General features: G+C 36.3%; 22 protein-coding genes and 3 tRNA genes. 20 read left to right on the top strand and 5 right to left on the bottom strand.

The window, feature by feature from the left end; translation table 11 throughout:
- The first annotated feature begins 2 nt into the window (after positions 1 to 2).
- From WH267_RS00835 to WH267_RS00825, 3 genes are all read left to right on the top strand, one after another.
- Positions 3 to 593 (top strand): DUF1572 family protein, encoded by a 591-nt coding sequence (locus WH267_RS00835; RefSeq protein WP_340004808.1) that lies wholly within the window; start codon positions 3 to 5, stop codon positions 591 to 593.
- 66 nt (positions 594 to 659) lie between these two features.
- On the top strand, positions 660 to 2,006 hold the full coding sequence (gene mtaB / locus WH267_RS00830) for a tRNA (N(6)-L-threonylcarbamoyladenosine(37)-C(2))-methylthiotransferase MtaB (RefSeq protein WP_340004806.1): 1,347 nt from the start codon (positions 660 to 662) through the stop codon (positions 2,004 to 2,006).
- A 53-nt stretch (positions 2,007 to 2,059) separates the two neighbouring features.
- Complete coding sequence (locus tag WH267_RS00825; RefSeq protein WP_340004805.1) at positions 2,060 to 3,577, top strand: FMN-binding glutamate synthase family protein; 1,518 nt, start codon at positions 2,060 to 2,062, stop codon at positions 3,575 to 3,577.
- 283 nt (positions 3,578 to 3,860) lie between these two features.
- On the opposite strand, the gene WH267_RS00820 is transcribed toward WH267_RS00825, so the two are convergent.
- Positions 3,861 to 4,619: a hypothetical protein gene (locus tag WH267_RS00820; RefSeq protein WP_123321719.1), complete on the bottom strand. Its 759-nt coding sequence runs from the start codon at positions 4,617 to 4,619 to the stop codon at positions 3,861 to 3,863.
- Positions 4,620 to 4,674: 55 nt separating this feature from the next.
- Between WH267_RS00820 and WH267_RS00815 the strand changes: the two genes are divergently transcribed.
- On the top strand, positions 4,675 to 5,112 hold the full coding sequence (locus WH267_RS00815; RefSeq protein WP_340004803.1) for an RNA-binding S4 domain-containing protein: 438 nt from the start codon (positions 4,675 to 4,677) through the stop codon (positions 5,110 to 5,112).
- A gap of 12 nt (positions 5,113 to 5,124) precedes the next feature.
- On the opposite strand, the gene WH267_RS00810 is transcribed toward WH267_RS00815, so the two are convergent.
- A complete protein-coding gene (locus WH267_RS00810) occupies positions 5,125 to 5,640 on the bottom strand; it encodes a shikimate kinase (RefSeq protein ID WP_340004801.1) in 516 nt (171 codons plus the stop codon).
- A gap of 115 nt (positions 5,641 to 5,755) precedes the next feature.
- On the opposite strand from WH267_RS00810, the gene WH267_RS00805 reads away from it, so the two are divergent.
- From WH267_RS00805 to WH267_RS00795, 3 genes are all read left to right on the top strand, one after another.
- Positions 5,756 to 5,828 (top strand) — tRNA-Lys (locus tag WH267_RS00805).
- Positions 5,829 to 5,863: 35 nt separating this feature from the next.
- A tRNA-Leu gene (locus tag WH267_RS00800) sits at positions 5,864 to 5,946 on the top strand.
- A gap of 58 nt (positions 5,947 to 6,004) precedes the next feature.
- Positions 6,005 to 6,077 (top strand) — tRNA-Lys (locus WH267_RS00795).
- Between the two features lie 255 nt (positions 6,078 to 6,332).
- On the opposite strand, the gene panC is transcribed toward WH267_RS00795, so the two are convergent.
- Positions 6,333 to 7,181 carry a pantoate--beta-alanine ligase gene (panC, locus tag WH267_RS00790; protein WP_340004799.1) on the bottom strand — a complete coding sequence of 283 codons (849 nt, stop codon included), beginning with the start codon at positions 7,179 to 7,181 and terminating at the stop codon, positions 6,333 to 6,335.
- A 171-nt stretch (positions 7,182 to 7,352) separates the two neighbouring features.
- Here panC and WH267_RS00785 point away from each other — a divergent pair, with 171 nt between their 5' ends.
- The 9 genes from WH267_RS00785 (at position 7,353) to WH267_RS00745 (ending at position 17,926) form a co-directional block, all read left to right on the top strand.
- A complete protein-coding gene (locus WH267_RS00785) occupies positions 7,353 to 8,123 on the top strand; it encodes a glycogen/starch synthase (protein ID WP_115973909.1) in 771 nt (256 codons plus the stop codon).
- Positions 8,124 to 8,137: 14 nt separating this feature from the next.
- Entirely contained in the window at positions 8,138 to 9,772 is a 1,635-nt protein-coding gene (locus WH267_RS00780) for a DUF4270 family protein (RefSeq protein ID WP_123321717.1), read from the top strand.
- Positions 9,773 to 9,800: 28 nt separating this feature from the next.
- A complete protein-coding gene (gene glmS, locus WH267_RS00775) occupies positions 9,801 to 11,654 on the top strand; it encodes a glutamine--fructose-6-phosphate transaminase (isomerizing) (RefSeq protein ID WP_123321716.1) in 1,854 nt (617 codons plus the stop codon).
- A gap of 108 nt (positions 11,655 to 11,762) precedes the next feature.
- Positions 11,763 to 13,184 (top strand): type IX secretion system lipoprotein PorK/GldK, encoded by a 1,422-nt coding sequence (gene porK, locus WH267_RS00770; RefSeq protein WP_115973906.1) that lies wholly within the window; start codon positions 11,763 to 11,765, stop codon positions 13,182 to 13,184.
- A 60-nt stretch (positions 13,185 to 13,244) separates the two neighbouring features.
- Complete coding sequence (gene porL / locus WH267_RS00765) at positions 13,245 to 13,943, top strand: type IX secretion system motor protein PorL/GldL (RefSeq protein ID WP_123321715.1); 699 nt, start codon at positions 13,245 to 13,247, stop codon at positions 13,941 to 13,943.
- Positions 13,944 to 13,996: 53 nt separating this feature from the next.
- A complete protein-coding gene (porM, locus tag WH267_RS00760; protein WP_123321714.1) occupies positions 13,997 to 15,589 on the top strand; it encodes a type IX secretion system motor protein PorM/GldM in 1,593 nt (530 codons plus the stop codon).
- 20 nt (positions 15,590 to 15,609) lie between these two features.
- Positions 15,610 to 16,548 carry a type IX secretion system ring protein PorN/GldN gene (porN, locus tag WH267_RS00755; RefSeq protein WP_115973903.1) on the top strand — a complete coding sequence of 313 codons (939 nt, stop codon included), beginning with the start codon at positions 15,610 to 15,612 and terminating at the stop codon, positions 16,546 to 16,548.
- A gap of 54 nt (positions 16,549 to 16,602) precedes the next feature.
- Positions 16,603 to 17,637: an NAD(P)/FAD-dependent oxidoreductase gene (locus WH267_RS00750; protein WP_340004794.1), complete on the top strand. Its 1,035-nt coding sequence runs from the start codon at positions 16,603 to 16,605 to the stop codon at positions 17,635 to 17,637.
- A 31-nt stretch (positions 17,638 to 17,668) separates the two neighbouring features.
- A complete protein-coding gene (locus tag WH267_RS00745; protein ID WP_123321713.1) occupies positions 17,669 to 17,926 on the top strand; it encodes a SemiSWEET transporter in 258 nt (85 codons plus the stop codon).
- Between the two features lie 56 nt (positions 17,927 to 17,982).
- Here WH267_RS00745 and WH267_RS00740 read toward each other — a convergent pair whose 3' ends face one another.
- Positions 17,983 to 18,414, bottom strand: a complete 432-nt coding sequence (locus WH267_RS00740) for an META domain-containing protein (protein WP_123321712.1) — start codon at positions 18,412 to 18,414, stop codon at positions 17,983 to 17,985.
- 36 nt (positions 18,415 to 18,450) lie between these two features.
- Positions 18,451 to 18,843 (bottom strand): hypothetical protein, encoded by a 393-nt coding sequence (locus WH267_RS00735; protein WP_123321711.1) that lies wholly within the window; start codon positions 18,841 to 18,843, stop codon positions 18,451 to 18,453.
- A 613-nt stretch (positions 18,844 to 19,456) separates the two neighbouring features.
- Between WH267_RS00735 and WH267_RS00730 the strand changes: the two genes are divergently transcribed.
- The 4 genes from WH267_RS00730 to WH267_RS00715 all read left to right on the top strand — a co-directional run bounded on the left by WH267_RS00730 (position 19,457) and on the right by WH267_RS00715 (position 25,718).
- Positions 19,457 to 19,843: a hypothetical protein gene (locus tag WH267_RS00730; RefSeq protein WP_115973898.1), complete on the top strand. Its 387-nt coding sequence runs from the start codon at positions 19,457 to 19,459 to the stop codon at positions 19,841 to 19,843.
- Positions 19,844 to 19,993: 150 nt separating this feature from the next.
- Positions 19,994 to 21,076, top strand: a complete 1,083-nt coding sequence (locus tag WH267_RS00725) for an efflux RND transporter periplasmic adaptor subunit (protein ID WP_115973911.1) — start codon at positions 19,994 to 19,996, stop codon at positions 21,074 to 21,076.
- A gap of 21 nt (positions 21,077 to 21,097) precedes the next feature.
- Positions 21,098 to 24,289: an efflux RND transporter permease subunit gene (locus tag WH267_RS00720; RefSeq protein WP_340004786.1), complete on the top strand. Its 3,192-nt coding sequence runs from the start codon at positions 21,098 to 21,100 to the stop codon at positions 24,287 to 24,289.
- A complete protein-coding gene (locus WH267_RS00715) occupies positions 24,261 to 25,718 on the top strand; it encodes a TolC family protein (RefSeq protein ID WP_340004785.1) in 1,458 nt (485 codons plus the stop codon). Before WH267_RS00720 ends, WH267_RS00715 begins: the two co-directional genes overlap by 29 nt.
- Positions 25,719 to 26,105 lie beyond the last annotated feature (387 nt).

Here is a 26,105-nt window from a genome sequence, read left to right as displayed (position 1 = left end):
GAATGAAAGATCTGTTTGTAAAACGCTTTGAATATTATAAATCCCTGGTTGATAAGTCATTTGTACAATTATCAGATGAACAGATTTTCTGGCAGTATAATGAAGAAAGTAATTCTATAGCAGTTATTGTACATCATATTGCAGGAAATATGCTGTCGAGATGGACTAATTTTCTTACTGAAGACGGAGAGAAATCATGGCGTAATCGTGATGAAGAATTTGTGAATACCTTTAAAACTAAAGATGAAGTTCTTGAATTCTGGGAAAAAGGATGGAAATGTTTTTTTGAAGCCTTAGATCAGATCAACGAAGAAAATCTTTATGCTACAATCTCTATAAGAGGAGAGGCTCATTCTGTTATTGATGCGGTTTTCAGACAGCTTGCCCATTATCCGTATCACATCGGACAGATTGTTTATATTGCTAAAATGATTAAAAATGATGACTGGAGTACACTTTCTATTGCCAGAAATAAATCTCAGGAATTTAATACTGAAATGAAAAGCAAATTTTCTGGAGAAGAACAAAAGAGCAATTCATCACCAGTCTGCTTTCAAAACAGCCCGGAAGTAAGGGATGAATATAAACAATAGACTGAATCAATATTGGATTATTATTAAAATTACTATCTTTGCACCCATAAAATTCAGGAGTAACACATGTCTACTTTTCAAAGAACTGCCGCGTATCACACACTTGGCTGCAAATTAAATTTTGCAGAAACATCTACTATTGCCCGTCAATTAACAGATGCAGGTTACGATAAGGTGAGCTTTGATGAAAAGGCTAACATTTATGTCATCAATACATGCTCAGTTACTGAAAATGCAGACCGTGAGTGTAAGCTTCACGTAAAAAGAGCAATGAAAGCGAATCCTGATGGATTGGTGGTTATTGTTGGGTGTTATGCACAGCTGAAGCCCGAAGAAATTTCCCAGATTGAAGGAGTAGATCTTGTATTGGGAGCTAAGGAGAAATTTAATATCTTAAGCTACCTGGATGATCTGGAAAAATCAGATAATGAGGGAATTGTTCATTCATGTGAGATTGAAGAAACCGACTTCTTTATCGGAAGTTATTCTATAGGAGACAGAACAAGAGCTTTTCTGAAAGTTCAGGATGGATGTGATTACAAATGTACGTACTGTACCATTCCGTTGGCAAGAGGGATTTCCCGTTCAGACACCATCGAGAATGTTCTTAGAAATGCGACAGAAATTGCAGCAAGAGACATCAAAGAAATCGTTCTTACCGGAGTCAATATCGGTGATTATGGTAAAGGTGAGTTCGGAAATAAAAGACATGAGCACACTTTTCTGGATCTTATTTCAGAATTGGATAGAGTAGAAGGAATCGAAAGAATCCGTATTTCTTCCATTGAACCTAATCTTTTAAAGGATGAAAGTATTGAACTGGTTTCTAAAAGCAGAAGCTTTGTTCCGCATTTTCATATTCCGTTACAATCAGGATGCGATGATTTATTGAAAAAAATGAAACGTCGTTATCTGACTAAACTTTACAATGACAGGGTAAACAAAATCCGTGAGGTAATGCCTGACGCTGCTATTGGCGTGGACGTTATTGTTGGATTCCCTGGAGAAACGGAAGAGAAGTTTATGGAGACTTATAATTTCCTTAATGAACTTCCTATTACCTACCTTCATGTATTTACTTATTCTGAAAGAGAAAATACAGAGGCTGCTGAAATGGAAGGAGTAATTCCGGTAGCGGAAAGAAAAAAACGTAATAAAATGCTGAGAATTCTTTCTGAAAAGAAGAAAATGGCATTTTATCAGACTCAACTTGGAAAAACGCTTCCTGTACTTTGGGAGCACGAAAATAAAGACGGGAAAATGTTCGGCTTCACAGAAAACTATGTGAGAGTCCAGAAAGACTTTGATCCTGCATCCGTAAATCAAATTGAATTTCTAAATTTAGAAAAAATCCTGTCAGATGGCACGGTTTCTGTGCAATCTTCCTACCAAAATTTTTTAGCAAAAGCATAGGCTCTTTGCAAAATTTCCACTAAATTTATTTTTAAACTTTAAATACTACATTCATGAGAGATAAGTTTTTATCTTGGGGAATTGTATTAGTAGTTGCTACCTGGATTGTAGCGCTGCTGATAAAAGCGCATTATTGGATACCGACGCTGCTATCCGCTATTTATGCATTGGGTGTTTACAATGCTTACCAATCGAAACATGCCATTTTGAGGAACTTCCCGGTACTGGGATACTTTAGGTATTTTTTCGAAAGTATTTCACCCGAAATGCAGCAGTATTTCATTGAACGGGAGACAGACGGGAAGCCGTTCCCAAGAAATCAACGCTCTGCAGTATATAGACGTGCTAAAAATCTTAGTGATACTGTGGCTTTTGGAACACAATTGGAAGTGAATCACAGAAAATATGAAGGAATCAAGCATTCTATTTATGCTAAATCTCCATCAGAAGAACTTCCAAGAGTTTGGGTAGGAGGGGAGCAGTGTACACAGCCTTATCATGCTTCTTTATTCAATATCTCAGCAATGAGTTTTGGAGCATTAAGTGACAGAGCACAGATTTCATTGAACAGAGGTGCTAAAAAAGGAAATTTCTTCCATAATACAGGAGAAGGAGGGATCTCTCCCCACCATTTGGAAGGAGGAGACTTATGCTGGCAGATTGGTACAGGATATTTTGGATGCCGTGATGAAGAAGGAAAATTTAACCCTGAATTATTTAAAAAATATTCAACGCTTCCTAATGTGAAAATGATTGAGATCAAATTATCACAGGGAGCTAAACCAGGACACGGAGGAGTACTTCCGGGGGTGAAAAATACACCTGAGATTGCAGCTATTCGTCATGTAAAGCCAGGAATGACCATTATTTCTCCGCCATCGCATACTGCATTTTCAAATGCTGCCGGATTGCTGAAATTTGTACAGGAATTAAGAGAACTCTCAGGAGGAAAGCCTGTCGGATTTAAGCTTTGTATTGGTGATACCAAAGAATTTGAAGATGTCTGTGTACAAATGAACGTACTGAAGATTTACCCTGACTTTATAACCATTGATGGAGCAGAAGGAGGAACCGGAGCGGCACCACCGGAATTTTCAGATGGAGTAGGAATGCCTTTGGAGCCAGCTTTGATCTTTGTCAACAGAACGCTTAATAACTATAACCTAAGAAACAAATTAAGAGTTATTGCCAGCGGTAAAGTACTTACAAGTTTGGATATATTAAGAGCTGTAGCAATGGGTGCGGATATGTGCAATAATGCAAGAGGATTTATGTTCTCATTGGGATGTATTCAGGCTTTAAGATGTAATTCCAACAACTGTCCTACTGGAGTGGCTACGCAAGATAAAATGCTTATTAAAGGGCTTGATGTGACAGATAAGGCAGAAAGAGTATATCATTTCCATAAAAATACCCTTCATACCTGTAATGAATTGATTGCAGCAGCAGGAAGAAGTTCTTATGAAGAAGTAGATGCTACTATGTTTATGAGGGGAGATGAATTCGATCACCTTGCAGACCTTTATTTCCCTGATATTTTAGGAAATGTAAAACAGAAAGCAAGATCTTAAAAAATATTGAGTAGCTATAAAAGTTGCTTTATGAAAAACAGATTAGAAATATACTAATCTGTTTTTTTATGCCTGAGATCAGATAAGTTTGAAGTCTGGTCCTATTGATTATTGAACTCAAAAGAATGAAATAAATATATGTTTAATCTCGAGTTATAATGAAACGACGAGTGAAAAGATATAATACTCATTGTTTTTGATCTTTACAACAAGAGATTGATATCTTAAATTTCCGATTGGGCATAAAAAAACCGTCCTAAGACGGTTTTTTTATGTTTGTTTTTTATTGCTGTTCAGGTGTTTGTATTTGATCAGCTGGTCTGTTTTCTCTTCCGTAGATCTGAAAGTTGAAAACAAAAGATCTGTTTGAGTAATCTATACCCAGATATGGATAAAAACTGTTTCTTGCAAAAGCTGCTCTTGATGGAACAATAATTACTCCCTGTAGATTATAAGGTGCCTCATCAGGTAGATTAAAAGCACTGAACTTTTGTAATGCTTCCCTGAATCCTGGTATTTGATAGTAACTTGCTTTTTTTGCAGTTGCCACTGTCGCGTCGTCCATGACCTTTTTCTTAGTATAGTAATACATTGGATCAATTACAGGAACAGTACTTCCTCCCTCTATGGTATTAAAAAAACCAACCTGTTCAATAAATGAAACAACTCCATTATTGTTTCTGGATAGGAATGTGTATGCTCTTCCCATGATTCTGATGATATCCTTATCCTGAATAGGATTACTTACAGCAGGTTGTGCTCCATCTCTCATGATGTAAATAGTTCCCGATGGAAGAGTCACAGGATTAAGTTGTGATAATTTCTTTTCATGATCATCAGCAGTGTCCGTAGCACTAAAAGGTTTTATATTTCCCGCTGCATCAAGATAATTCTCATCCATGAATTTTTTAATGGCCTGATCATCATCACCGTTTTGGTTGGTAAGGTCTCGCGTTTCTGTATAAAATGCTATCTCATCATCTTTTTTACAAGCAGAGAAACACAAAGATCCTACAAGGATATATAAAAATATTTTTTTCATTTCAAAAAACTTTAATTACTTTACAAATAATATAACGGCAAAAGTATAAAAAAATATGAGAATAGATAAATTTTTATGGAGCATTCGTTTTTATAAGACGAGAAGTATTGCAACAGAGGAGATTAAAAAGAACAGAGTTTCCATTGGAACATCCGCCGTAAAGTCATCTAAGGAAGTAAAAGAAGGAGATATTATTAAAATCCGTAAGAATCAGATTGATTATAAAATAAAAGTACTTCAGATTCCTAAAAGCAGGATGGGAGCAAAACTGGTTCCGCTTCATATACAGGATGTGACAGATAAAGAGCAGTACGAACTATTAAAGCTTCGTAAAATGACCCAGGATTATTACAGAAACAAAGGAGAAGGAAGACCTACAAAAAAAGACAGAAGAGATATGGATGATTATGTAGGTAACGATGTTGATGCTGATTTTACCGATTGGGACGATTTCTTCGGAGAAACAAATGATGAATCTGAAGAGGACAATTAAAATAAAAAAGCTCTAGAGATAGAGCTTTTCTACTATTTCTTTAACGATGTCTTCAGGTTCTCTGGCATCGGTTCCAACAGTGAACTGGGCTTTACTGTAAAACTGATTTCTTTCAAATAAATGCTTGGCGATGAATTCTGGAAGGTCTTCATCGGAAATATTGGCGATTAAAGGTCTTTTTTCTTTCTGTTTAGAGATTCTCTCCGCTAATGTTCCTACAGAAGTTCTTAAAAAAACACTTTTAGAATTATGATTGATGATCTCCATATTGTTATAATAAACAGGAGTTCCGCCTCCGAGGCTTAATACAAGATTTTCTTCAGAAGCCAATATTTCTTCAAGTGCTTCTCTTTCCAGTTTTCTAAAATAAATTTCTCCCTTTTTTCCAAATATTTCGGGAATGCTTAATTTGTTCCTTCTGGAAATCTCTTTATCAAGATCAATGAGTTTGAAATCGATTTTATCGCTTAAAATTTTGGAAATGTGGGATTTGCCACTACCCATGTATCCAATTAGTGAAATTATCATGAATTTTTTTTAAACAAATTTGCGAAAAAGTTTTGAGATAAAGAAAAAAGTTATATCTTTGCACCACTTAAAACAAGGGACATTACTTAAATGAAAACTTGTTTAATAAGTGGCCGACTCGGTAGCTCAGCTGGTAGAGCAATACACTTTTAATGTATGGGTCCTGGGTTCGAATCCCAGCCGGGTCACTAGCAATAAAAATTACTTTTATGGTAATTTTATTGCCTGCGTGGTGAAATTGGTAGACACGCCATCTTGAGGGGGTGGTTTCCTAAGGATGTGCTGGTTCGAGTCCAGTCGCAGGCACTGCAAAGAAAATTTTATAATCCGGAATATTTCTCTATATTTATTCCTGATTGTGGCCGACTCGGTAGCTCAGCTGGTAGAGCAATACACTTTTAATGTATGGGTCCTGGGTTCGAATCCCAGCCGGGTCACAAGTTTACTGAAAAGTAAATTTTTTTCATATTAATATTTTGTGATTTGGTGTTTCAAAGGCTTCCTTCCGGAGGCCTTTGATTTTTTGTGTTAAAGCCAAGGATACAATGAATTATGTAATATTACTGAGTGATATCAGTATTATTAATGAAGGCTTAACAGCAAGTAAGAGATTTGAAGCTGATTAAAATAAAAAGCCCTGGTCATAAAATGATCAGAGCTGTATTTTTATTAGACGATGGTCTTTAATAATGTTAATCCAGATGCATATTATCTATTAATCTTACTCCATCCACAACGACAACGATAAAGGCTCTGAAATTTCTGTCTTTGTAAAAGAAATCAGTTTCCTGTAAGGTGTTTTCGTCTGCGATCAGGAAGTATTCCAATTGCATTCCCTGTTGATTGTCAAAAATATCAGTTACCCTTTCTTTAATTTCAGGAATACTGACAGTTCTGAACCAGTCATTTACTTTCTTTAGTGTTTCGTAAATAATTTTAGAAGTATCTTTTCTGTCTTCATGAAGTCTTTGGTTTCTTGAACTTAAAGCCAGTCCGTTATCTGCTCTGTAAATAGAAACCCCTTTTATTTTAACGGGAAGCTGTTTTTTGTCAACCATCTTTCTGATGATGGCAAGCTGTTGGAAATCTTTTTCTCCAAAATAAGCATTGTCAGGCTTTACCTGTCTGAATAACTCCTCTACAACGGTTCCTACTCCATCAAAATGTCCTGGTCTGGATTTACCTTCCATTTCATTTTCCAGGCCATCAAAATCATAATGCTGACTTTCTGCTTTTTCGGGATAAATATCTGTGATTTCAGGAATATAAACGGCATCTACAAGTCCTGAGCTTTCTAGAATCATGATGTCTCTGTTGATATCTCTAGGGTATTTTTCAAGATCTTCAGGGTTGTTGAATTGGGTTGGATTTACAAAAATTGAAGAAATAACAAGGTCATTCTCCTTTTTTGCTTCTTCGTACAGGGAAAGATGTCCCTTGTGCAGAGCTCCCATCGTAGGGGCAAAGCCAATTCTTTTTCCCATTTCCTTCTGTCTTTCAATGAAGTCCTGAAGTGTTTTCCTGTTTTTTATAACTTCCATAGTTTATTTTAATACTTATTCAAAAATACTAAAAATATCATATAATAAAATGTGTTTTTATCAATTTGGAAAAGGGAATTTTCGTAAAAAAATGTTAATTAAAATAATGTTGGATGTTTTTTTGTAATTTTGCACATTAAAGCATTTTTACAAAAATTAGATAGAAAGTTTATGCCGAATCAAAAAATACTGTACATTACTACAGAGATGTATCCGTACCAGGAAGATACAAATATGGCCACTGTGGTAAACAAAATGGCGCTTAAGATGCACAATGAAGGCAATGATGTAAGAGTTTTTATGCCAAGATTTGGACAAATAAGTGAGAGAAAATTCCAGCTTCATGAAGTAATCCGTCTTTCAGGGATGAATATTATTATCAATGATCTGGATCAACCACTTATCATTAAAGTAGCGTCTCTTCCGGGGGAAAGACTTCAGGTTTACTTTATTGACAATGAAGAATACTTCAAAAGAAAACAATATTATTTCGATGATGAAGGAACTCCTTTCGAAGATAACGACGAAAGAGCTATTTTCTTCGCAAGAGGAGTGATTGAAACGATCAAGAAGCTCAACTGGGTTCCGGATGTTATTCATTTGAACGGATGGATGTCTTCATTTGTTCCAGTTTATCTTAAAACTTACTACGAATCAGATACTTATTTCAAGGATGCTAAAATTGTTCTTTCCCTATACAATGAGAAAGACGCGGATCTTGATAAAAAGATCGATGAAAAGCTGAAGTTTGATAATATTTCAGGTCTAAAAGCGTTAGATAACCCAACAATCAAAAGTTTTGTTATCGAAAGCATGAACTATGTAGATACTGTTGTGAAAGGAGATGAATTCCTTGATGAAGACCTGGATCAGGCCTTTAATGAAACAGCGACTCAAAAGTCTGAGTATCTGGACGTAGATTCTATAAATCAACTTTATTAAAAAACACATTTTTAATGACTCATACTCTTAAAAGAACGTTCGCCATGCTTCTATTGGCGGTTTTCGGAAGTGCAATACTTTATAACTGCGAACCTGATCCGGATTCTCTTGGTAAGCAACTCTTTGATCAAGATGCGGCTACAGGTAATGAAAGCCTGCGTGAGGTTATAGCTTATAATATCAGTAATAATGATTCCATCAGAAGTGATGCTGCGAGACTTTTAACCGGAGCTACCCAGGCAGGATCAAATTTCTCTGCAGTTCTGGGTGCCTTTAATGAAGGTCAGTTTGGAATGCAGAAAGCTTCTTATATTACTCAGTTGAGAATGCCGGTGGATAACTTCGATTTTGACGGACCAAAACCACAGGTCGATTCTGTAGTTTTAGTTTTAAAAACTCCAGCAAATACTGCAGAGAACACCTACTATATTGCTGATTCACTAAAAGCACCGGGTGCTTATGATAAAGATGACTTCATGATTGGTACAGAAAAAGTACCTGTTTCAATAGAGAAAAAATCTTACCCGGTTCGTAAATATGGCCGTTATGTTAAATCAATGAAAATTAACGTAAATGAGATTACTACATTTTTGAATCCAAACATGCCGGATGTTTTCAGCCGTTCCAATGTAACTGTTGGTATAGGTGATTTGCTAGGATCTGCTTCTTTTGATGGAAATATAAGCACTGTAACAGTTACCAAAAGATCAGATAATTCTAATGTATTTACCGGAGCACTGGGATTCAGAATGCCGTTGGATAAAGATTTTTTCCAGAAGCGTATTATTGATAAAAAAGGATCTGCTGATCTGAAAGATGCAGCTAATTTTACAAGATACTTTAAAGGAATTAGAATTTCAGTTGAAGATAAAGACGGTTACCTTTTCCAGATCTCTCCTAATGATACAGATATTATCATGTACTACAAATATGATAAAACAGATAATGGTGTAGTAACCAGACCACAGACTTCTCTTAAATTTAATTTGGGAAGTATCAATACTCATATCGGTCAGTATGAATATGAAAGGTCTGCTACTTATCAAGCTGCATTGCAGAGTCCCAACAAAACAGAAGGAGACAAAGTTCTTTTCCTTCAGGGAATGGGAGGTGCTTCGATAGGATTGAAAATTCCTGATTCAACTATTGATAGTCTTAGACAGATGTTTGTTGATAAGAAAGCAGGTATTGTGGGGGCTAAGATCAGATTGTTCGTTGATAAAAAGAATACGTGGACTCAACCTAATTTTACAGATGCTGACCGTAAGTTTATCGTTTCTCCAATCACCTTTAAAGATGATAAAGTAACAATAGACTACTCAAAATGGGCTTTTACATCAGATTCACAAAAAGGGTTCCCTATATACTACTATAAGAAGAATGCTAATAATGAAGTTGATTATTATGATTTTACAGTAACACAAGCTCTTAAGGATATTGTTGAAGTTAAAGATTATAGTGTTGCTAAAAATGCTCCGCTAATTATCAACGCAGGAGGATTTGTGAAAAATCCAGCTGGAGCAGCATATGGTCCACTAGTGACAACGCGTGCTACAGACATGAACAGAATGGTATTTATAGGAACAGACAAGACTAAGCAAAGTACTAGAGCAAGGTTGAGAGTTACTTATTCAACAAATAATAAATAAAACACAATAAACACAAGACAAAATACATATGTGCGGAATAGTAGGATATACAGGATTTCAGGATGCTTATGAGATCGTAATCAACGGTCTTAGAAGACTGGAATACAGAGGGTATGATAGTGCCGGAATTGTTTTAGAAGGTTCAGACAATAAGCTTGAAGTGGAAAAAACAAAAGGTAAAGTAGAGGATTTGGTGAATATTTCGAAGCAGTTGAAAGGAACAGCCAATGTTGGTATGGGACATACCCGTTGGGCTACCCATGGTGTTCCAAGCGATAGAAATTCTCACCCGCATTTGTCAAATAATGGAAAAATAGCACTTGTACATAACGGGATCATTGAAAACTATGATACCATTAAAACAATGCTTTCTGAAAAAGGATTTACTTTCCAATCAGAAACGGATACTGAAGTATTGGTTAATCTAATCCAGTACTTTATGGATCTTAATCCTGAAATTGATTTCCCTACAGCGGTGAGATATGCTTTGAATGAAGTATATGGAGCATATGCAATCACAGTACTGCATGAAGATCATCCTGGAGTATTGGTTGTAGGTAGATTAGGTTCTCCGTTAGCAATTGGAATCGGTGAAAAAGAATACTTTATTGCATCAGATGCTTCTCCTTTTGTAGAATTTACAAAAGAAGCTATCTACCTTGAAGAAGGTCACATGGCTACCATTTCCTTAGAAAATGGGGTAGATATCAGAACGATTAATGATAATTCTAAAATTGAACCTGAAATTCAGGAACTTAAATTAAGTTTAGAACAGATTGAGAAAGGTGGATATGAGCACTTCATGCTGAAAGAAATCTTTGAACAGCCTAAGTCTATTCATGATACGATGAGAGGAAGACTTATTGTAGAAGAAGGAGTTATCAAAATGGCAGGGATCTGGGATCATGTAGAAAAGTTTAAAAATGCAAACAGGATTATTATCATCGCTTGTGGAACTTCATGGCATGCAGGTCTTATCGGAGAATACCTTATTGAAGAATATGCCAGAATTCCGGTAGAAGTAGAATATGCTTCAGAATTCAGATACAGAAACCCAATCATTACGGATAAAGATGTTGTGATTGCCATTTCTCAGTCAGGAGAAACAGCTGATACAATGGCTGCTTTAAAACTGGCAAAAGAAAGAGGTGCATTTATATATGGAATCTGTAACGTAGTAGATTCTTCCATTGCAAGAATTACAGATGCAGGTTCATATACTCACGCAGGTCCTGAAATTGGGGTGGCTTCTACAAAAGCATTTACTGCTCAGCTTACCATTCTTACTCTAATTGCTTTCAAATTAGGAAAGCATAATGGAAATCTTGGTAATGCAGAATTTATGAGCTTAATTGCTGAGCTTGAAGCGATTCCTAAGAAAGTTGAGGAAGTATTAAGTGCAACTCATGAACTGACTCAGGATATTGCTAAAAACTTTGTGAAAGCAACAAACTTCCTTTATTTAGGAAGAGGATATAACTATCCTGCTGCTTTGGAAGGAGCTTTGAAATTAAAGGAAATTTCTTATATCCACGCAGAAGGTTATCCGGCTGCAGAAATGAAGCATGGTCCAATTGCCTTGATTGATGAGAATATGCCAATTGTTATTATAGCTCCTAAGAAAGGGCATTATGATAAAATTGTAAGTAATGTTCAGGAAATCAAAGCCAGAAAAGGAAAAGTTATAGCTGTTGTTAACAAAGGTGACCGTCAGGTTAGTGAGATGGCAGATTATGTTATCGAAATTCCTGAAACCTCAGAATGCTTCTCTCCAATTGTAGCATCAGTACCGTTACAGTTGCTTGCTTATTACATCGCAGTGTATAGAGGAGCAAACGTAGATCAGCCAAGAAATTTGGCAAAATCTGTAACTGTGGAATAAAAATTAGTTGTAAATAAAATAAATTTAGATTTCTTCCGTTATTTCAAAAAAAATCTTAAAAGTTTCTTAAAAAAATTATATATTTACGGCTTAATTATAAAAATTAACATGAAAAGGATATTTCTTTTATTATTGTCTGCGTCGGTAGCATCGGTATCTTGTTCAGGTGGTGGCAGCTCTTCTGTAGGGAAGCCAGGAACAAAAGGAGAATTGATACCAAGAGAAAAAACGAAATCATTTGTTGCGGAACGACCATACGGAATGGTTGCAATTCCTGCAGGTTCATTTGTTGCTGGTTTAGCAGACCAGGACCCAACAAATACACCTGAAAAAGCATCATTGAAGACAGTTACTGTTTCTTCTTTCTTCATGGATGAAGCAGAAACTACCAATGCAGAATACAGGGTATTTATCAACTATGTAAGAGATTCTATTGCAAGAACTCTACTCGCTGAAGCTGCCGGAGAAGGTGGTGACGAAGGCGGAGGTAGAGGGGCAAGCATAGGAGATTATGCATACCTTGCTAAAAAAGAAGAAAATTTAACACCTTATCAAGAATATATGGAAGGGCAGGGTGGCCGCGAAGAGGGTACCTATGATGCAAGCAAAAGATTAGACTGGAAAATTCCTTTACACTGGAGTACTTCAAAATACCCGGATGTAGAATACGCAGAAGTTTTAGAGTCTATGTATCTGCCTGCTTCTTCAAGAATTGGAAACGAAAGAATTTTAGATGTTAGTAAGCTGAAGTATACTTACCGTTGGGGAGATATGGATGCTGCACTTGCAGATAACGAAAGAGGAGCCAATTACCTGAAAAGCCAAAGTATCGCGATCTATCCCGATACTACGGTTTGGGTAAAAGATTTCCACTTTGCTTACAATGAGCCATTATTTGAACAGTATTTCTGGCACAAGGCTTATAAAAACTACCCTGTAGTAGGAGTTACCTGGGATCAGGCAAGAGCTTACTGTAACTTCAGATCTAAATTGAAAACTGATTACAACGAAAGTTTAAAAAGAAAAAAACAAAGACCATTGCAGTTCCGTCTTCCAACAGAGATCGAATGGGAATATGCTGCAAGAGGAGGTATGCAAAATGCCACTTACCCTTGGGGAGGTCCATATTTAATGGACGACAGAGGTTGCTATTTAGCAAACTTTAAACCTAAGAGAGGTAATTATATGGAAGACGAGAAAAAAGGTACTTATACATATACAGCTCCAGTTAAGAAATTTAAGAAAAATGGATTTGGGTTATTTGATATGGCTGGAAATGTTTCTGAATGGACAGAATCTGCATATAACAACTCTTCATATGGATTCTCTTCTACATTAAATCCTTCTACTAAAGATAAAAAGGATACTAAGAAATCTGTAAGAGGTGGATCTTGGAAAGATATAGGATATGCGTTAATGACGGGTGCAAGAGATTGGGAAAGAAAAGATTCAGCAAGAAGTTATATCGGATTTAGAACTGTTCAGGATATTCCTGAAGCAGCTGTTAAGCCAAGAAGAGTTAACAGATAACATACCAAAACAATTATTTTTCAATACAATTTTATTTAACATTAAAAAAACTAACGCAATATGTTTAAGACGAAAGATGCTTGGATGAATTTCTTCTATTCATTCGGTGCTGCAATTGTAATTCTTGGAGCTTGGCTTAAAATTACTCACATTACCCTGGGACCAATAAACGGTAATATCGCTCTTACAGTAGGGCTTATTACAGAGGCTATTATTTTTATCATTTTTGCATTTGACCCTCCAAAATCTGAAGAGTCTTATGCTTGGGAAAATGTTTATCCTGAATTATTAGATAAACATGCTAATCCTAACCCTTTACACTCTAACGTGTCTTCTAGAAATAATAATGCTGCAGCTCAATTTGCTGAATTAGAAAACTCTCTTTCAACCAAATTGGATAAAATGCTTCAGGATGCTAAATTAGATGTTCAATTATTTGATAGATTAAGAACAGGAATTGATAAGTTTTCAAACTCTGTGGATCAAATCAATCAAACTGTTGATGTATCTGCTTCTACTCATAAATATAATGACCAGCTAAACAAAGCAGCTTTACATATGGAAAGTATGAATGCTTTATATGCAATGCAATTGGAAAGCGGTAAAAAGCAGTCTGAATTTGCTAATAAATATGTTGCAGATATGCAGAAGTCTGCAGAGCAATCTGAAAAATTCAACCAAGAGCTACAAGGTTTAACTTCTAATCTTAATAATTTAAATAGAGTTTATGGTGGTATGTTAACTGCTATGAAATCTTAATTCCTAACCATTTCTGAACTTAAACTATTTAATCAAAAAACAAAGAAAAGAGAATGGCACAAGGAAAACAGACCCCTCGTCAGAAGATGATCAACCTAATGTATCTGGTGTTCATCGCGATGATGGCCCTAAACATTGATGCAGAAATCATCAGATCATATTATGACTCCACCAGAGCGTTAAATGATACAAGAACTTTAACAGAGAAGAAGAACGAAAAGATTTTTGAAAGAACGCTGGAAGCGAAAGCTCAGCAGGTTCCGGATACTTATGCTCAGCCTTGGGAACAATACAAAATATTGAAAACTAAGATTGATGTATTGGTGAAATCGGCTCAAGATATCAAAGATTTGTTAAAGAAACAATCTGATTTTCATGACAAAGATCCTAAAACAGGAAAAGAAATTGATGTAAGTGAAAACTTTGCTGCACTTAACAACAATGAAGCTACAACTGATTACTTTTTTAAAGAAGGTGACGAAAATACACCATCAAAAAATGCTACAGATTTAAAAGGAAAAATTGATGATGTAAGAAACTATATTAATGTTACTTTTGGAAAGAACCCTCAATTAAATGATTTAGTTGAGAGAGCAAACAAGTCTCTTATTGCAGAATACCCTAAAGGAAAATCTCCAAACGAAAAGACTTGGTTCCAAAATAAATTTTATCATCAGCCACTAATTGCTGCTATATCTAATTTGGAGATCATCCAAAATGATGCCAGAAATGTTCAGTCTGATGCATTAGCATTATTGCTTCAGGAAAAAGTTGATGCTAGCATCAAGTTTACAAGCTATGAAGCAATTGTTGCAGGTCCGGTTGATATCCAGGCAGGTAAACAAGCTGAAGTAAAAGTAATGTTAGGAAATTATTCTAATAGTAACAAAATCAGTATCTCTAATGTAAGTAAATTGGAGAATGGAAAAGGTATTATTCCTATCTCTGGTAATGGCATTGGTGAACATAAATTAGGTGGAGTAATTACATTAACAGATGCTACAGGTAAAGCGCAAACTTTCCCTTGGACGCATACTTATAATGTAATCGCAGGTCCTAGAGAAGTAAAACTTGAAAAAGGATTATTACTTTCTGCTGATAAAATGAATGTAATGTATAGAGGATTGGAGAACCCTGTATCAGGATCTATCTTAGGTGCAGATAACTCTAAACTTTCATTATCAGCTCCGGGAGCTACTGTAAGAAATACAGGCCCTGGTAAATGGATTGTAAAACCTTCAACAGGTACTACAGTGAAATTGACATTATCTGGAGTAGACCCTAACGGAAAATCAGTGTCTCAGGTATTTGAATATAGAATCAAGAATGTTCCGCCACCGCAAGGTCAGATGAGAGGACAGAATGTATTGTCGATGCCGGCAACTTCTATTCCGAACCAATCTGTACAGGCTGCTATTCCTGACTTCGACTTCCCGGTTTCGTTCAACGTAACGCAATTCATGGTAAGAGTACCTGGTAGAGCTGCACTATTGATCCACGGAAATACATTAAGTGATGCAGCAGGATTGATAAAAAATCTGAGAACGGGAGACGTTGTATCGATCTTCGATATTAAAGCAACAGCTCAAGGATTGGAAGGACAACAGATTAAAAACATTACTCCTATAATTATTAATGTTCAATAGGACTAAAATTGTAATTTATTATGAAAAAATATATTAGCACCCTTTTAGTATTAGTTTCGGGATTTGCATTTTCCCAGACTATTCTGAACGCTTCTTCTCCAGAAGAGTTTAGACAGATGAGAGCGGAGAACAAACAAAAAGTTGGTGATACTATTATTGATAAAACAGTAAAGCCTCTTGAATATGGATTTGTAGAAGATAAAGATATCCTTAAGAGCATGTTTGTTTGGGAAATCATCGATATGAATGATAAAATCAATCAGCCATTTTACTATGATAACCCGGATGGTCTTCTTTCTACCCCTACAAGATCCCTATATCAGTTACTGTTAGATGCAGCTTTAACTGGTAAAATCGAGCAGGTGTATGATGACGAAAACTTTACTGTAAAACTTTCACCTGAAGGAATACAGAAAAGATTGGAGAACGTTAGAATCAACGACGCTGCTATCGATATTCTAAATTCAGGGAGACAATTAACTGAACAGGAGAAAAAAGAATATACCGATGTATTTAAGACGACTACCGATAAAGTAAAAGTTCTTAAAATTATGGGAATGTGGTTCGTAGATAAGAGAGACGGGCAGATGAAATACAGACCTCTTGGTATTGCAGCTATGGGACCAGATCCAGCAGTACAGGGAGTTATAGGACCAGACGGTAAGCCTATTGCAAGCAATGACGAACTTATTGACCTGTTCTGGATTTTCTATCCGAATGCAAGAGATATTTTAGCAAACAATTATGTTTTCAACAGAAAAAATTCGTCTGCTGACCTTTCTTTCGATGATATCATTAATGCAAGAAGATTCTCTTCAATTATCTATAAATCTTCAAGTGGTTTAGGAGATGGTACTATTAAAGATTATATCCCTAAAGATGCTGATGATCAGTTGGATGAAAGCGACAGAATCAAGTTGCAGATCCTAGAAATGGAAAATGATATGTGGAATTACTAAATTTCACTTGATATTTATACAAAACCTGAGTATTTTTACTCAGGTTTTTTTATTATGAGAAATGTAGATTATATTATTGTAGGAGATGGATATGCCGGACTCTTTTTAGCCCATCAGCTTATTAAAAACAATAAATCCTTTGTGATCTTTTCCGAGGGAAGAAAAAGTGCTTCACAGGTTTCCGCAGGAATTATCAATCCGGTCGTTCTTAAAAAGTTTACCACATTCTGGAAAGCTCAGGAACAGATTGATTTTTTAAAGAGTAGCCTGAAAGAAATAGAGTCGTATACAGGAGAAAACTATCTTATCAATGCACCTATTCACAGAATTTTTCATGATGAAAATGAGCAGAAGCTTTGGCTTAAAAAATTTGGAAATGAAGAATTATCTAAGTTTTTGGATGAAAAATTTGATTCTTTAGATGTGGTAAAAAACGACTTTCTCACAGGAAAGGTGAATCAGTCTGCTAGATTAAATGTTAATGGATTTTTCACAGGTTTATTCGGTTATTTTGAAAAAAACGGTTTTCTCATCAGCGAAAAATTTGAATATACTAAACTGAGCCCATCAGAATCCTCTTACAAAGATTTTAAATTTAAAAATATAATTTTCTGTGAAGGAATGGGAGTGAAAGATAACCCTTACTTTTCAGAAATTGCTGTGGTTCCCAATAAAGGACATCATATTAAAGTTGAGCTTTCTCAGCCGATCCCTGAAAATATAACCATTAAAAAGAAACACTTCCTTTTCCCAACCGGTAACGGACTTTATTTCTATGGTGGGACCTATGATCGTGAGCAGCTTCATCATCACATTGATGAATCAGCGGTGAATCAGCTAATTAACGGGCTGTCTGAATTTTACCCTTATGATTTTGAAGTAAAAGAAGTCAATTTTGGATTCAGGCCGACAGTTAAGGACAGGAGACCAATTATTGGAAGACACGAAATCCATCATAATCTTTATGTATTCAATGGGTTGGGAGCAAGAGGAATTTTAAATGGCTGTTATTTCTCAAGAGATCTGTTTCGTTTTATGGAAGAAGGGATTCCATTGCATGAAGAAGTTTCATCAGAGAGATTCAGATAATTATCAGATATAATCTAAAATCAGACAATCTATGAATGAAAACCTACTAGGAATTATCGCAGGAGTACTTACTTCCATATCTATGATTCCACAGCTTATAAAAGTGATCAGGGAAAAAAATGTGGAGGATATTTCTCTGCTGATGCTTTTGGTACTTATTTCCGGATTGTCTTTATGGGTTTGGTATGGTTTTATGAAGGATGAGCTTCCTATCATTTTATCAAATTCTTTTGCAGTCCTGGTAAATATAAGCCTTTTGATTTGCTACACGATATATAACAAAAAGTAAAAAAGACGTCCCAATACAAGGACGTCTTTTTATATTAAATCTAATTATTTTTTTTCTTATTCAAGAACGAATTTGGCTAAAGGAGCCATTCTCGCTTTGTTTAAAGTCAGCGTGTTTCCGTTAACAGAATAGTTGTCAGCAGCAAGTATTGCCTTTGTAAACTGATTTTCGATATCAAGATCTTCACAAGCCATCATTGTAGACATTCCCTGATTGAATTTGATTCTCATAGCATCCTGTTTGATCTCAAAAGTTCCTCCCAGTCCGTTGCATCCTGCATGACCTTCATATTTCATTCCGTTCATATCAAGTTTGAAATAAGGATTGTTCTTTGGATTCTTTAATGCAATCGGCTGACCGTTAAGCTCTGTTAATTTCCATTTTTTTCCTGTAATATCTGTAGTAGGTTTCTGTGCAGTCTGTGTCTGACAAGAAACAAGAAATACAGCCAGGAAAAGAGCAGATAAATAGTAATACAAGCTTTTCATAAATTTTAAATTTTAATTTTTCTGTTTGTACATAAGCTAATACGATGCCATTTTTGCAGGACCAGATTCTTTTTTTGCCTGTTTAAGATGGAAAAGTACCATATCTACATTCTTCTTTAAAAAAGTGATATTTCCCTTAATTTCAGAGTATTGATACTCCTCGTTGGAAGCTGTATAGTCTGGTAAAGCCTCACTTTTTTTAAGGTCATAAGTTTTGCCGTTTAAATGTACTGTTGCTATATTTTTAGTACGGTTTATCGTTACTTCTATTTTTTCTCCATAGCTGTCAACATATACATCTTTTGAAATGTCATCTGTATTTTCAGGAGTAGCAGCGGTAATGGTTTCAGCATCTTTTCCGGGATGTTTACACGCTGTTTGGGAAAGAACTGCCAATCCAAAAAGAAGTGCTGTTAATAATTTTTTCATAGTGATAAGTGATTTTAAAGTGTTTCATGAATTATGGTGTTAATACTATATAAAATTACAAATATTTTCGATAATTATATGTTAATTTTACATAAAATAACATTATATTTTGATTGATTGGTTTTTTCCCATTCTTTTCAAAATATTTTTTCAGTGAAACAGAACTGATTATTTAGAGTGAGAAATTTGTGATTGAAAGTGGTGAAGGCGATTTTTTAACCGATTTATTTTCAATAGGATAGAGGGTAGTTTTTTCGTTGTTCATTTGTTGTTTAAATTTCCGGCAAAAATAATTCAAAAATAAGAGAATAACAATACGCTTATGTTAATAATTTGAAATCATGATAAAGTTTAGTTTTTCAGATGAATATTTTTTCCGGATAGTAACATTGTTCAGAATAAAATATCGAAAATCAGGATACAAGCCCATTGAAAAAAAAAGAACCTCGAGATATTATCCTATTGATAAGGGATTTTAATAATTTATAAAAGTCTGTATTTCACAGTGTTTAATATTCGATGGGATTTCAAATTCAGGTTATTTAAAGGAGCGTTAAATTTTGTTAATCTGTATGAAGATATGATAATCTAAATGTACATTTGCCACTTCAAAATGAGAAATTTTATAGTATATTTTTTAACCGGTCTTTTTCTGCTCTTTGTAGTAGAAAGCAGATTGAATGTTAAAACGCTCAGAAATGACTATTCCGGTCATGTTTCTCATCATTTACCTAAAAGAGCCAACCGACTGAATCAGACGTATGAAAAGCTGTCAGTGCAACAGATGGCCGATACTGTGGATAATTCAACTTTAGAACTTGCCGAAAATGATTTTCAGCTGTCTGATGTATTTCAGGCCATTGTTATTTTCGCCGGAGTTTTCAGTTTAATCTATATTTTTGGATTAAAGAACAATAAACAGTTTAAACCGGATATTCACGGTTTCATTTGGGGTCTTACCACCAAAAAGTTTATTCTGATCCGTTCCATTAGAATTTAAAATTTCATTTTTTTCCAATGAATTTCTGTCTGTTTTTCAGGTGGGAATACTTTGCGTTGTGTATGCTGGTAATCATCACATCGTACCATCCTCTATTACCATTTTATTTCTATTCAAAACATTAACGATTTATAAAACTCTAGAATTATGATAAAAAGAGTTGCCTCAGGTATTGCACTTAGTGTCCTTTTACTGGCTGTAAGCTGCAATAAGAAAAAAGAGGAGAAAGAAGAAGTAACCACTTACCCGGTAACATCTCCGGTAGTGATGGACACTGTAATTAATAAGGAATATGTAGCTCAGATCCAGTCTGTAAAGAATATTGAAGTTCGGGCTCAGGAAAAAGGGTTCCTTGAAAAGATTTTTGTCGATGAAGGGCAGTATGTACAGGCAGGGCAAACCCTGTTCCGTATTATGCCTAAGCTTTATCAGGCAGAATTATTAAAAGCAAAGGCGGAAGTAGAACAGGCCTCTATTGAACTGAAAAACGCCAGTACATTAGCGGGAAACAATATCGTTTCTAAAAACGAGAAAGCAATGGCTAAAGCAAAGCTGGATGCAGCCAATGCAGAAATGAAACTGGCACAGATTCATTTATCTTTTACTGATATTAAAGCTCCGTTCTCAGGGATCATCAACAGAATTCCTTTAAAGCTGGGAAGTCTGGTGGATGAAGGTGATTTGTTGACTTCATTATCAGATAATACAAGTATCTATACTTATTTCAATGTTTCTGAGCCGGAATATCTGAGCTATCAGACTCACGCTGCAGACAGAGGAAGTAACCAGGTATCCCTCATTACAGCAAATGGAGAAACGTATTCGCAAAAAGGAGAAATCCAGACTATTGAAGGAGAATTTGACAATGAAACCGGAAATATTGCGTTCCGGGCCAAGTTTCCTAACCCTGATAAACTTCTGAGAAACGGAGAAACCGGAAAAGTACAGATGACCATGCCGGTTCACAATGCACTTATTATTCCTCAGAAAGCTACTTATGAAATCCAGGATCAGAAATATGTATTTGTTGTTGATAAAAACGGGACAGCAAAATCCAGAAATATTAAAGTTGCCTATGAACTTCCGGATCTATATGTAGTAAGTTCAGGAATTTCAAAAGGAGATCAGATTCTTTTGGAAGGTGTTCAGAAAGTGAAGGATGATCAGAAAGTAAAAACAAAATTCCAGGACCCTAAAAAGGTTCTTCAGTCATTGAAATTAAAAGCAGAGTAGTGGTCTCTAAAGTGAAGTAGTATGTTTAAGAAATTCATCCGCAGACCCGTTCTGTCTATCGTAATCTCATTGATTATTGTGTTTATGGGAATACTGTCATTGGTAAAGCTTCCGGTGACGCAGTTTCCCTCCATTTCTCCCCCTAAAGTAAATATTACCGCAGAATATCCCGGAGCCAACAACGAATTATTGATTAAATCTGTTGTTATCCCATTAGAAAGAGGATTGAATGGGGTACCGGGTATGAAATATATGACCTCAGATGCCGGAAATGATGGGGAAGCTTCCATTCAGATCGTATTTGATCTGGGAACAGATCCCAACGTTGCAGCAGTAAATGTTCAAAACCGTGTATCTTCTGTAGTGAATAAATTACCTCCTCTGGTCGTTCGTGAAGGGGTGAAAATTACCCGTGAAGAACCGAACATGTTGATGTATATTAACCTGTACAGTGACGATCCTAAAGCCGATCAGAAATTCCTGTTCAACTATGCAGATATTAATGTAATGTCTGAATTGAGAAGGGTAAGCGGTGTAGGTTTTGCCGACATTTTGGGTACCCGTGAATATGCAATGCGTATTTGGCTTAAGCCGGATAGGTTAACGGCCTATAACATTTCAGCAGATGAAGTGATGGAATCACTGAACGAACAGAGTCTGGAAGCCTCTCCGGGAAAAACAGGAGAAAGTTCAGGAAAACGTTCACAGTCATTTGAATATGTACTAAAATATCCTGGTCGTTTTAATAATGAAAAAGATTATGGAAATATCATCTTAAGAGCAAAACCGGATGGTGAATCCATCAGGCTAAAAGATGTTGCCGATATTGAATTCGGAAGCTCGATGTATGATATTTATTCCACTTTGAATGGAAAACCTTCTGCAGCCATTACGGTAAAGCAGTCTTATGGATCCAATGCCAGTGATGTTATTAAAAATGTAAAAACTTTAATGGCAGACCTGGAAAAAAATACTTTTCCTAAGGGAATGCATTATGATATCAGCTATGACGTTTCAAGATTCCTGGATGCTTCCATGGAAAAAGTAATCCATACTTTATTTGAAGCTTTTATACTGGTTGCCATTGTGGTATTTCTTTTCCTTGGAGACTGGCGTTCAACCTTAATTCCGGCATTGGCGGTTCCGGTTTCATTGGTAGGAACCTTTGCCGTGATGTCCGCATTTGGTATCACACTGAATATGATCTCACTCTTTGCCCTTGTAATGGCAATCGGGGTTGTAGTTGATGATGCTATTGTTGTAATTGAAGCAGTGCATGCCAAGATGGAGGAGAAAAACCTTTCCCCTTTAAAAGCTACGGAAGAAGCCATGCATGAGATCAGCGGAGCAATTATCGCAATTACTCTGGTAATGGCGTCTGTATTTATTCCGATTGCATTTATGTCCGGACCGGTTGGGGTATTTTACCGTCAGTTCTCAATTACCATGGCATCGTCCATTATTCTATCGGGAGTCGTGGCTTTGACTTTGACGCCGGCATTATGTGCTTTAATTCTGAAAAATAACCACGGGAAAGCTAAAAAGAAGACCCCGATTACTGTTTTCCTTGATAAATTCAATAACCTGTTTACAAAAGGGGCTGGGAAATATGAAGGAATGCTTAAGAAGACTGTTACCAAAAAAGGAATCACATTGCCATTGCTATTGGCGTTTTGTGCCTGTACATTCTTCCTGAGTAATTCTCTTCCTTCCGGATTTATTCCGGCTGAAGATCAGGGAATGATTTATGCGATTATCCAGACACCTCCGGGATCTACCCTGGAAAGAACCAATCAGATTGCCAGAGAGCTGCTGAAAGAATCTGAAGATGTGGACGGAGTAAAATCTGTTTCTTCACTGGCAGGGTACGAGATTTTAACGGAAGGTACAGGATCCAACTCGGGAACCTGTCTTATCAATCTTAAAAGTTGGGAAGAACGTAAAGAATCTGCTGCAGAAATCATCGAAAAGCTTGAAGAAAAAGCTAAAAATATTCCGGGAGCCAATATTGAATTCTTCCAGCCACCTTCTATTCCAGGTTATGGAGCCGCAGGAGGTTTTGAACTTCGTTTGCTGGATAAGGCGGGAAGTGGTGATTATCATAAAATGGAGCAGGTGAGCAATGATTTTGTTAAGGAACTGAAGAAACGCCCGGAACTGGGATCTGCATTTACATTCTATTCTGCGAGTTTTCCTCAGTATATGCTTCGCGTGGATAATGACCTTGCTGAACAGAAAGGAGTCACCATTGCAAAAGCGATGGATAACCTGTCGACGCTTATCGGTTCAAACTATGAGACCAGCTTTATCCGTTTTGACAGGCCATACAAAGTTATTGTTCAGGCAGGACCTCAATATCGTGCCCTTCCAACGGATCTTTTAAAACTGTATGTGAAGAATGATAAGGATCAGATGGTACCTTATTCAGACTTTATGCACCTTGAAAAAGTATATGGACTATCTGAGATTACAAGACATAATATGTACAATTCCGCAGAGGTGAGCGGAACTCCGGCACCTGGATACAGTAGCGGGCAGGCCATTAAAGCGATTCAGGAAGTTGCGGATAAGACACTTCCCAGAGGTTTTGGTATCGACTGGGCGGGGATTTCGAAAGATGAAGTAAGCCGTGGGAATGAAGCGATATTTATATTTCTTGTGTGTTTAGGATTTGTATACCTGATCCTTGCTGCACAATATGAAAGTTTTATTCTTCCGTTACCGGTGATTTTATCCCTTCCTACAGGTATTTTTGGAGCATTTTTATGTTTAAAATTATTAGGATTGGAGAACAATATCTATGCTCAGGTAGCTATGGTAATGCTTATCGGGCTTTTAGGTAAGAATGCCGTTTTGATTGTGGAATTTGCAGTACAGAAGAAAGCTGAAGAAGGCATTTCGGTGGCAAAAGCTGCTATTGAAGGTGCTGCCATTCGTTTCCGTCCAATTCTAATGACCTCATTTGCCTTTATTGCAGGGTTAATTCCATTGGTGATTGCAACAGGTCCGGGAGCTATTGGTAACCGTACAATTGGAACGGCAGCAGCAGGAGGAATGTTGATAGGAACTGTTTTCGGATTAATGATTATTCCGGGGTTGTATTACATTTTCGGAACTATTGCTGAAAAATCAAGACTGGCAAGATATGAGGAAGAGAATCCTTTAACAGAACAAACAGAACCTTATGAACACGATGGAAAATTCGAAGACTAAAAATATTATAACAGCCATTGCCTTATCTCTTGTGTTAGCAAGTTGTAAGGCGCCAATGGCGACGGTCATAAAAGACGAGGTAAAAACAAATATTCCTCAAAACTTCAATCAGGAAGAGCAGGAAGATGGGAATAATAACAGTGGGATGACTCCGTGGAGACAGTTTTTTACTGATCCAAACCTGGTAAGCCTTATTGAAACTGCTTTAAAGAACAATCAGGAGCTGATGATTACCCTTCAGGAAATTGAAATTGCCAAGAGTGGAGTTTTAGCTAAAAAAGGGAAACTAAGTCCTACTGTTTCTGCAGGAATAGGAGCCGGATTGAAAAAAGCGGGCCGATATACGAGTGAAGGAGCCGGAGATGCCACTACAGAAATAGAACCGGGTAGAGAAATGCCGGATCCTCTTGGAAATTTTGAAGGGGGTTTAATGGCCAATTGGGAAATTGATATCTGGAAGAAACTGAGAACAGAAAAGGAATCCGCAGTGGCCCATTATCTTTCTACAGTGGAAGGGAAAAACTTTGTTCTGTCTAGCCTTATAGAGGAAGTTGCTGATAATTATTATGAGTTGCTGGCTCTGGATAATCAATTGGATATTATTCAACAGTATATCAAGCTTCAGCAAAGAGCATTGGAAATTTCCAAGATTCAGAAAGAAGCTGCTGCTGCAACAGAATTGGCGGTGAAGAAATTTGAAGCAGAATTGGCAAAATCGAAAGCTTCAGAATATACCATTCGTCAACAAATTACTGAGAAAGAGAATGAGATCAATGCTTTGTTGGGAAGATATCCGCAGCCGATTGTCAGAACAAAGGAAAACTTTATGTCAACAATTCCACCAACGGTTTATACGGGAATCCCGTCACAATTGCTGGCCAATCGTCCTGATATCAAGCGGGCTGAATTAGAATTAAGGTCTTCCAAACTGGATGTAGAAGCAGCGAGAAAAGAATTCTACCCATCACTGGAGATTTCTGCAACCTTAGGATTGGAAGCATTTAAGCCATCTTATCTGGTAAAAATGCCAGAGTCTATTGCTTATAATCTTGTAGGCGAGCTGGCCGGGCCACTCATTAATAAAAGTGCAATCAAAGCGAACTTTCAGACCGCAGATGCTAGACAGGTACAGGCATTATATGAATATGATAAAACTATTTTGAATGCTTATCTGGATGTGGCTAATCTGATGTCGAAAGTTAAAAATATAGACCAGTATTATCAGTTGAAATCTCAGGAAACAAAAGCCCTGGATCAATCGATTGATATTGCGAACCAGTTATTCAGAAATTCCAGAGCAGATTATCTTGAAGTTCTTTTGAACCAAAGAGATGCTCTTGATGCCAAAATGGAGCTTATAGAAGCAAAAGAAAAACAGCTGAGCACAGTAGTAGATATCTATAAAAGTCTGGGTGGAGGCTGGAAATAAAGAAACATCATAATTCAATCAATAAACAGTTAATGTTTTGAGGGTTGGCTCTTCGGAGCTGGCCCTTTTTTATTTCTAATGCGTCAAGTTCTGTCGTTTTAGCAGAGTAGCTTTGCATAAGAATGATATGGAAAATAAAAAGTGAGGTCAACTCTCTTTTGGATCGGAAATACTTGCACTACTTTAATAAAACTGACCATAAAATTCAAAAATAGGGAATGAAAAGCACTTTTAGGGGGATTTTATACTTTCATAACCTCAGTACCTGTATTTCAGGATTACATCATTATTTTAATAATCAATAATCTTTCTCTATAAATAAAGAATTAATGTGTACAAATGTTACAGATTAAGTTGTAACAGTAAAAGATATTATATCGCGTTTAA

Source organism: Chryseobacterium sp. MYb328, assembly GCF_037572595.1.
In the GTDB taxonomy this organism is placed as follows: domain Bacteria; phylum Bacteroidota; class Bacteroidia; order Flavobacteriales; family Weeksellaceae; genus Chryseobacterium; species Chryseobacterium pennae.
The sequence above is the reverse complement of the archived record's forward strand: the minus strand, read 5'-3'. Positions and strand labels throughout refer to the sequence as shown.

Bases quoted from the DNA above. Each gene is read 5' to 3' on its own strand.
- porL (WP_123321715.1), top strand. From the start codon at position 13,245: ATGTTTAAGACGAAAGATGCTTGGATGAATTTCTTCTATTCATTCGGT.
- WH267_RS00745 (WP_123321713.1), top strand. From the start codon at position 17,669: ATGAATGAAAACCTACTAGGAATTATCGCAGGAGTACTTACTTCCATA.
- WH267_RS00820 (WP_123321719.1), bottom strand. From the start codon at position 4,619: ATGAAAAAAATATTTTTATATATCCTTGTAGGATCTTTGTGTTTCTCT.
- WH267_RS00785 (WP_115973909.1), top strand. From the start codon at position 7,353: ATGCCGAATCAAAAAATACTGTACATTACTACAGAGATGTATCCGTAC.
- porK (WP_115973906.1), top strand. From the start codon at position 11,763: ATGAAAAGGATATTTCTTTTATTATTGTCTGCGTCGGTAGCATCGGTA.
- panC (WP_340004799.1), bottom strand. From the start codon at position 7,181: ATGGAAGTTATAAAAAACAGGAAAACACTTCAGGACTTCATTGAAAGA.
- WH267_RS00825 (WP_340004805.1), top strand. From the start codon at position 2,060: ATGAGAGATAAGTTTTTATCTTGGGGAATTGTATTAGTAGTTGCTACC.
- WH267_RS00835 (WP_340004808.1), top strand. From the start codon at position 3: ATGAAAGATCTGTTTGTAAAACGCTTTGAATATTATAAATCCCTGGTT.
- WH267_RS00810 (WP_340004801.1), bottom strand. From the start codon at position 5,640: ATGATAATTTCACTAATTGGATACATGGGTAGTGGCAAATCCCACATT.
- WH267_RS00815 (WP_340004803.1), top strand. From the start codon at position 4,675: ATGAGAATAGATAAATTTTTATGGAGCATTCGTTTTTATAAGACGAGA.
- porN (WP_115973903.1), top strand. From the start codon at position 15,610: ATGAAAAAATATATTAGCACCCTTTTAGTATTAGTTTCGGGATTTGCA.
- WH267_RS00715 (WP_340004785.1), top strand. From the start codon at position 24,261: ATGAACACGATGGAAAATTCGAAGACTAAAAATATTATAACAGCCATT.
- glmS (WP_123321716.1), top strand. From the start codon at position 9,801: ATGTGCGGAATAGTAGGATATACAGGATTTCAGGATGCTTATGAGATC.
- mtaB (WP_340004806.1), top strand. From the start codon at position 660: ATGTCTACTTTTCAAAGAACTGCCGCGTATCACACACTTGGCTGCAAA.
- WH267_RS00720 (WP_340004786.1), top strand. From the start codon at position 21,098: ATGTTTAAGAAATTCATCCGCAGACCCGTTCTGTCTATCGTAATCTCA.
- WH267_RS00735 (WP_123321711.1), bottom strand. From the start codon at position 18,843: ATGAAAAAATTATTAACAGCACTTCTTTTTGGATTGGCAGTTCTTTCC.
- WH267_RS00730 (WP_115973898.1), top strand. From the start codon at position 19,457: ATGAGAAATTTTATAGTATATTTTTTAACCGGTCTTTTTCTGCTCTTT.
- WH267_RS00780 (WP_123321717.1), top strand. From the start codon at position 8,138: ATGACTCATACTCTTAAAAGAACGTTCGCCATGCTTCTATTGGCGGTT.
- porM (WP_123321714.1), top strand. From the start codon at position 13,997: ATGGCACAAGGAAAACAGACCCCTCGTCAGAAGATGATCAACCTAATG.
- WH267_RS00750 (WP_340004794.1), top strand. From the start codon at position 16,603: ATGAGAAATGTAGATTATATTATTGTAGGAGATGGATATGCCGGACTC.
- WH267_RS00740 (WP_123321712.1), bottom strand. From the start codon at position 18,414: ATGAAAAGCTTGTATTACTATTTATCTGCTCTTTTCCTGGCTGTATTT.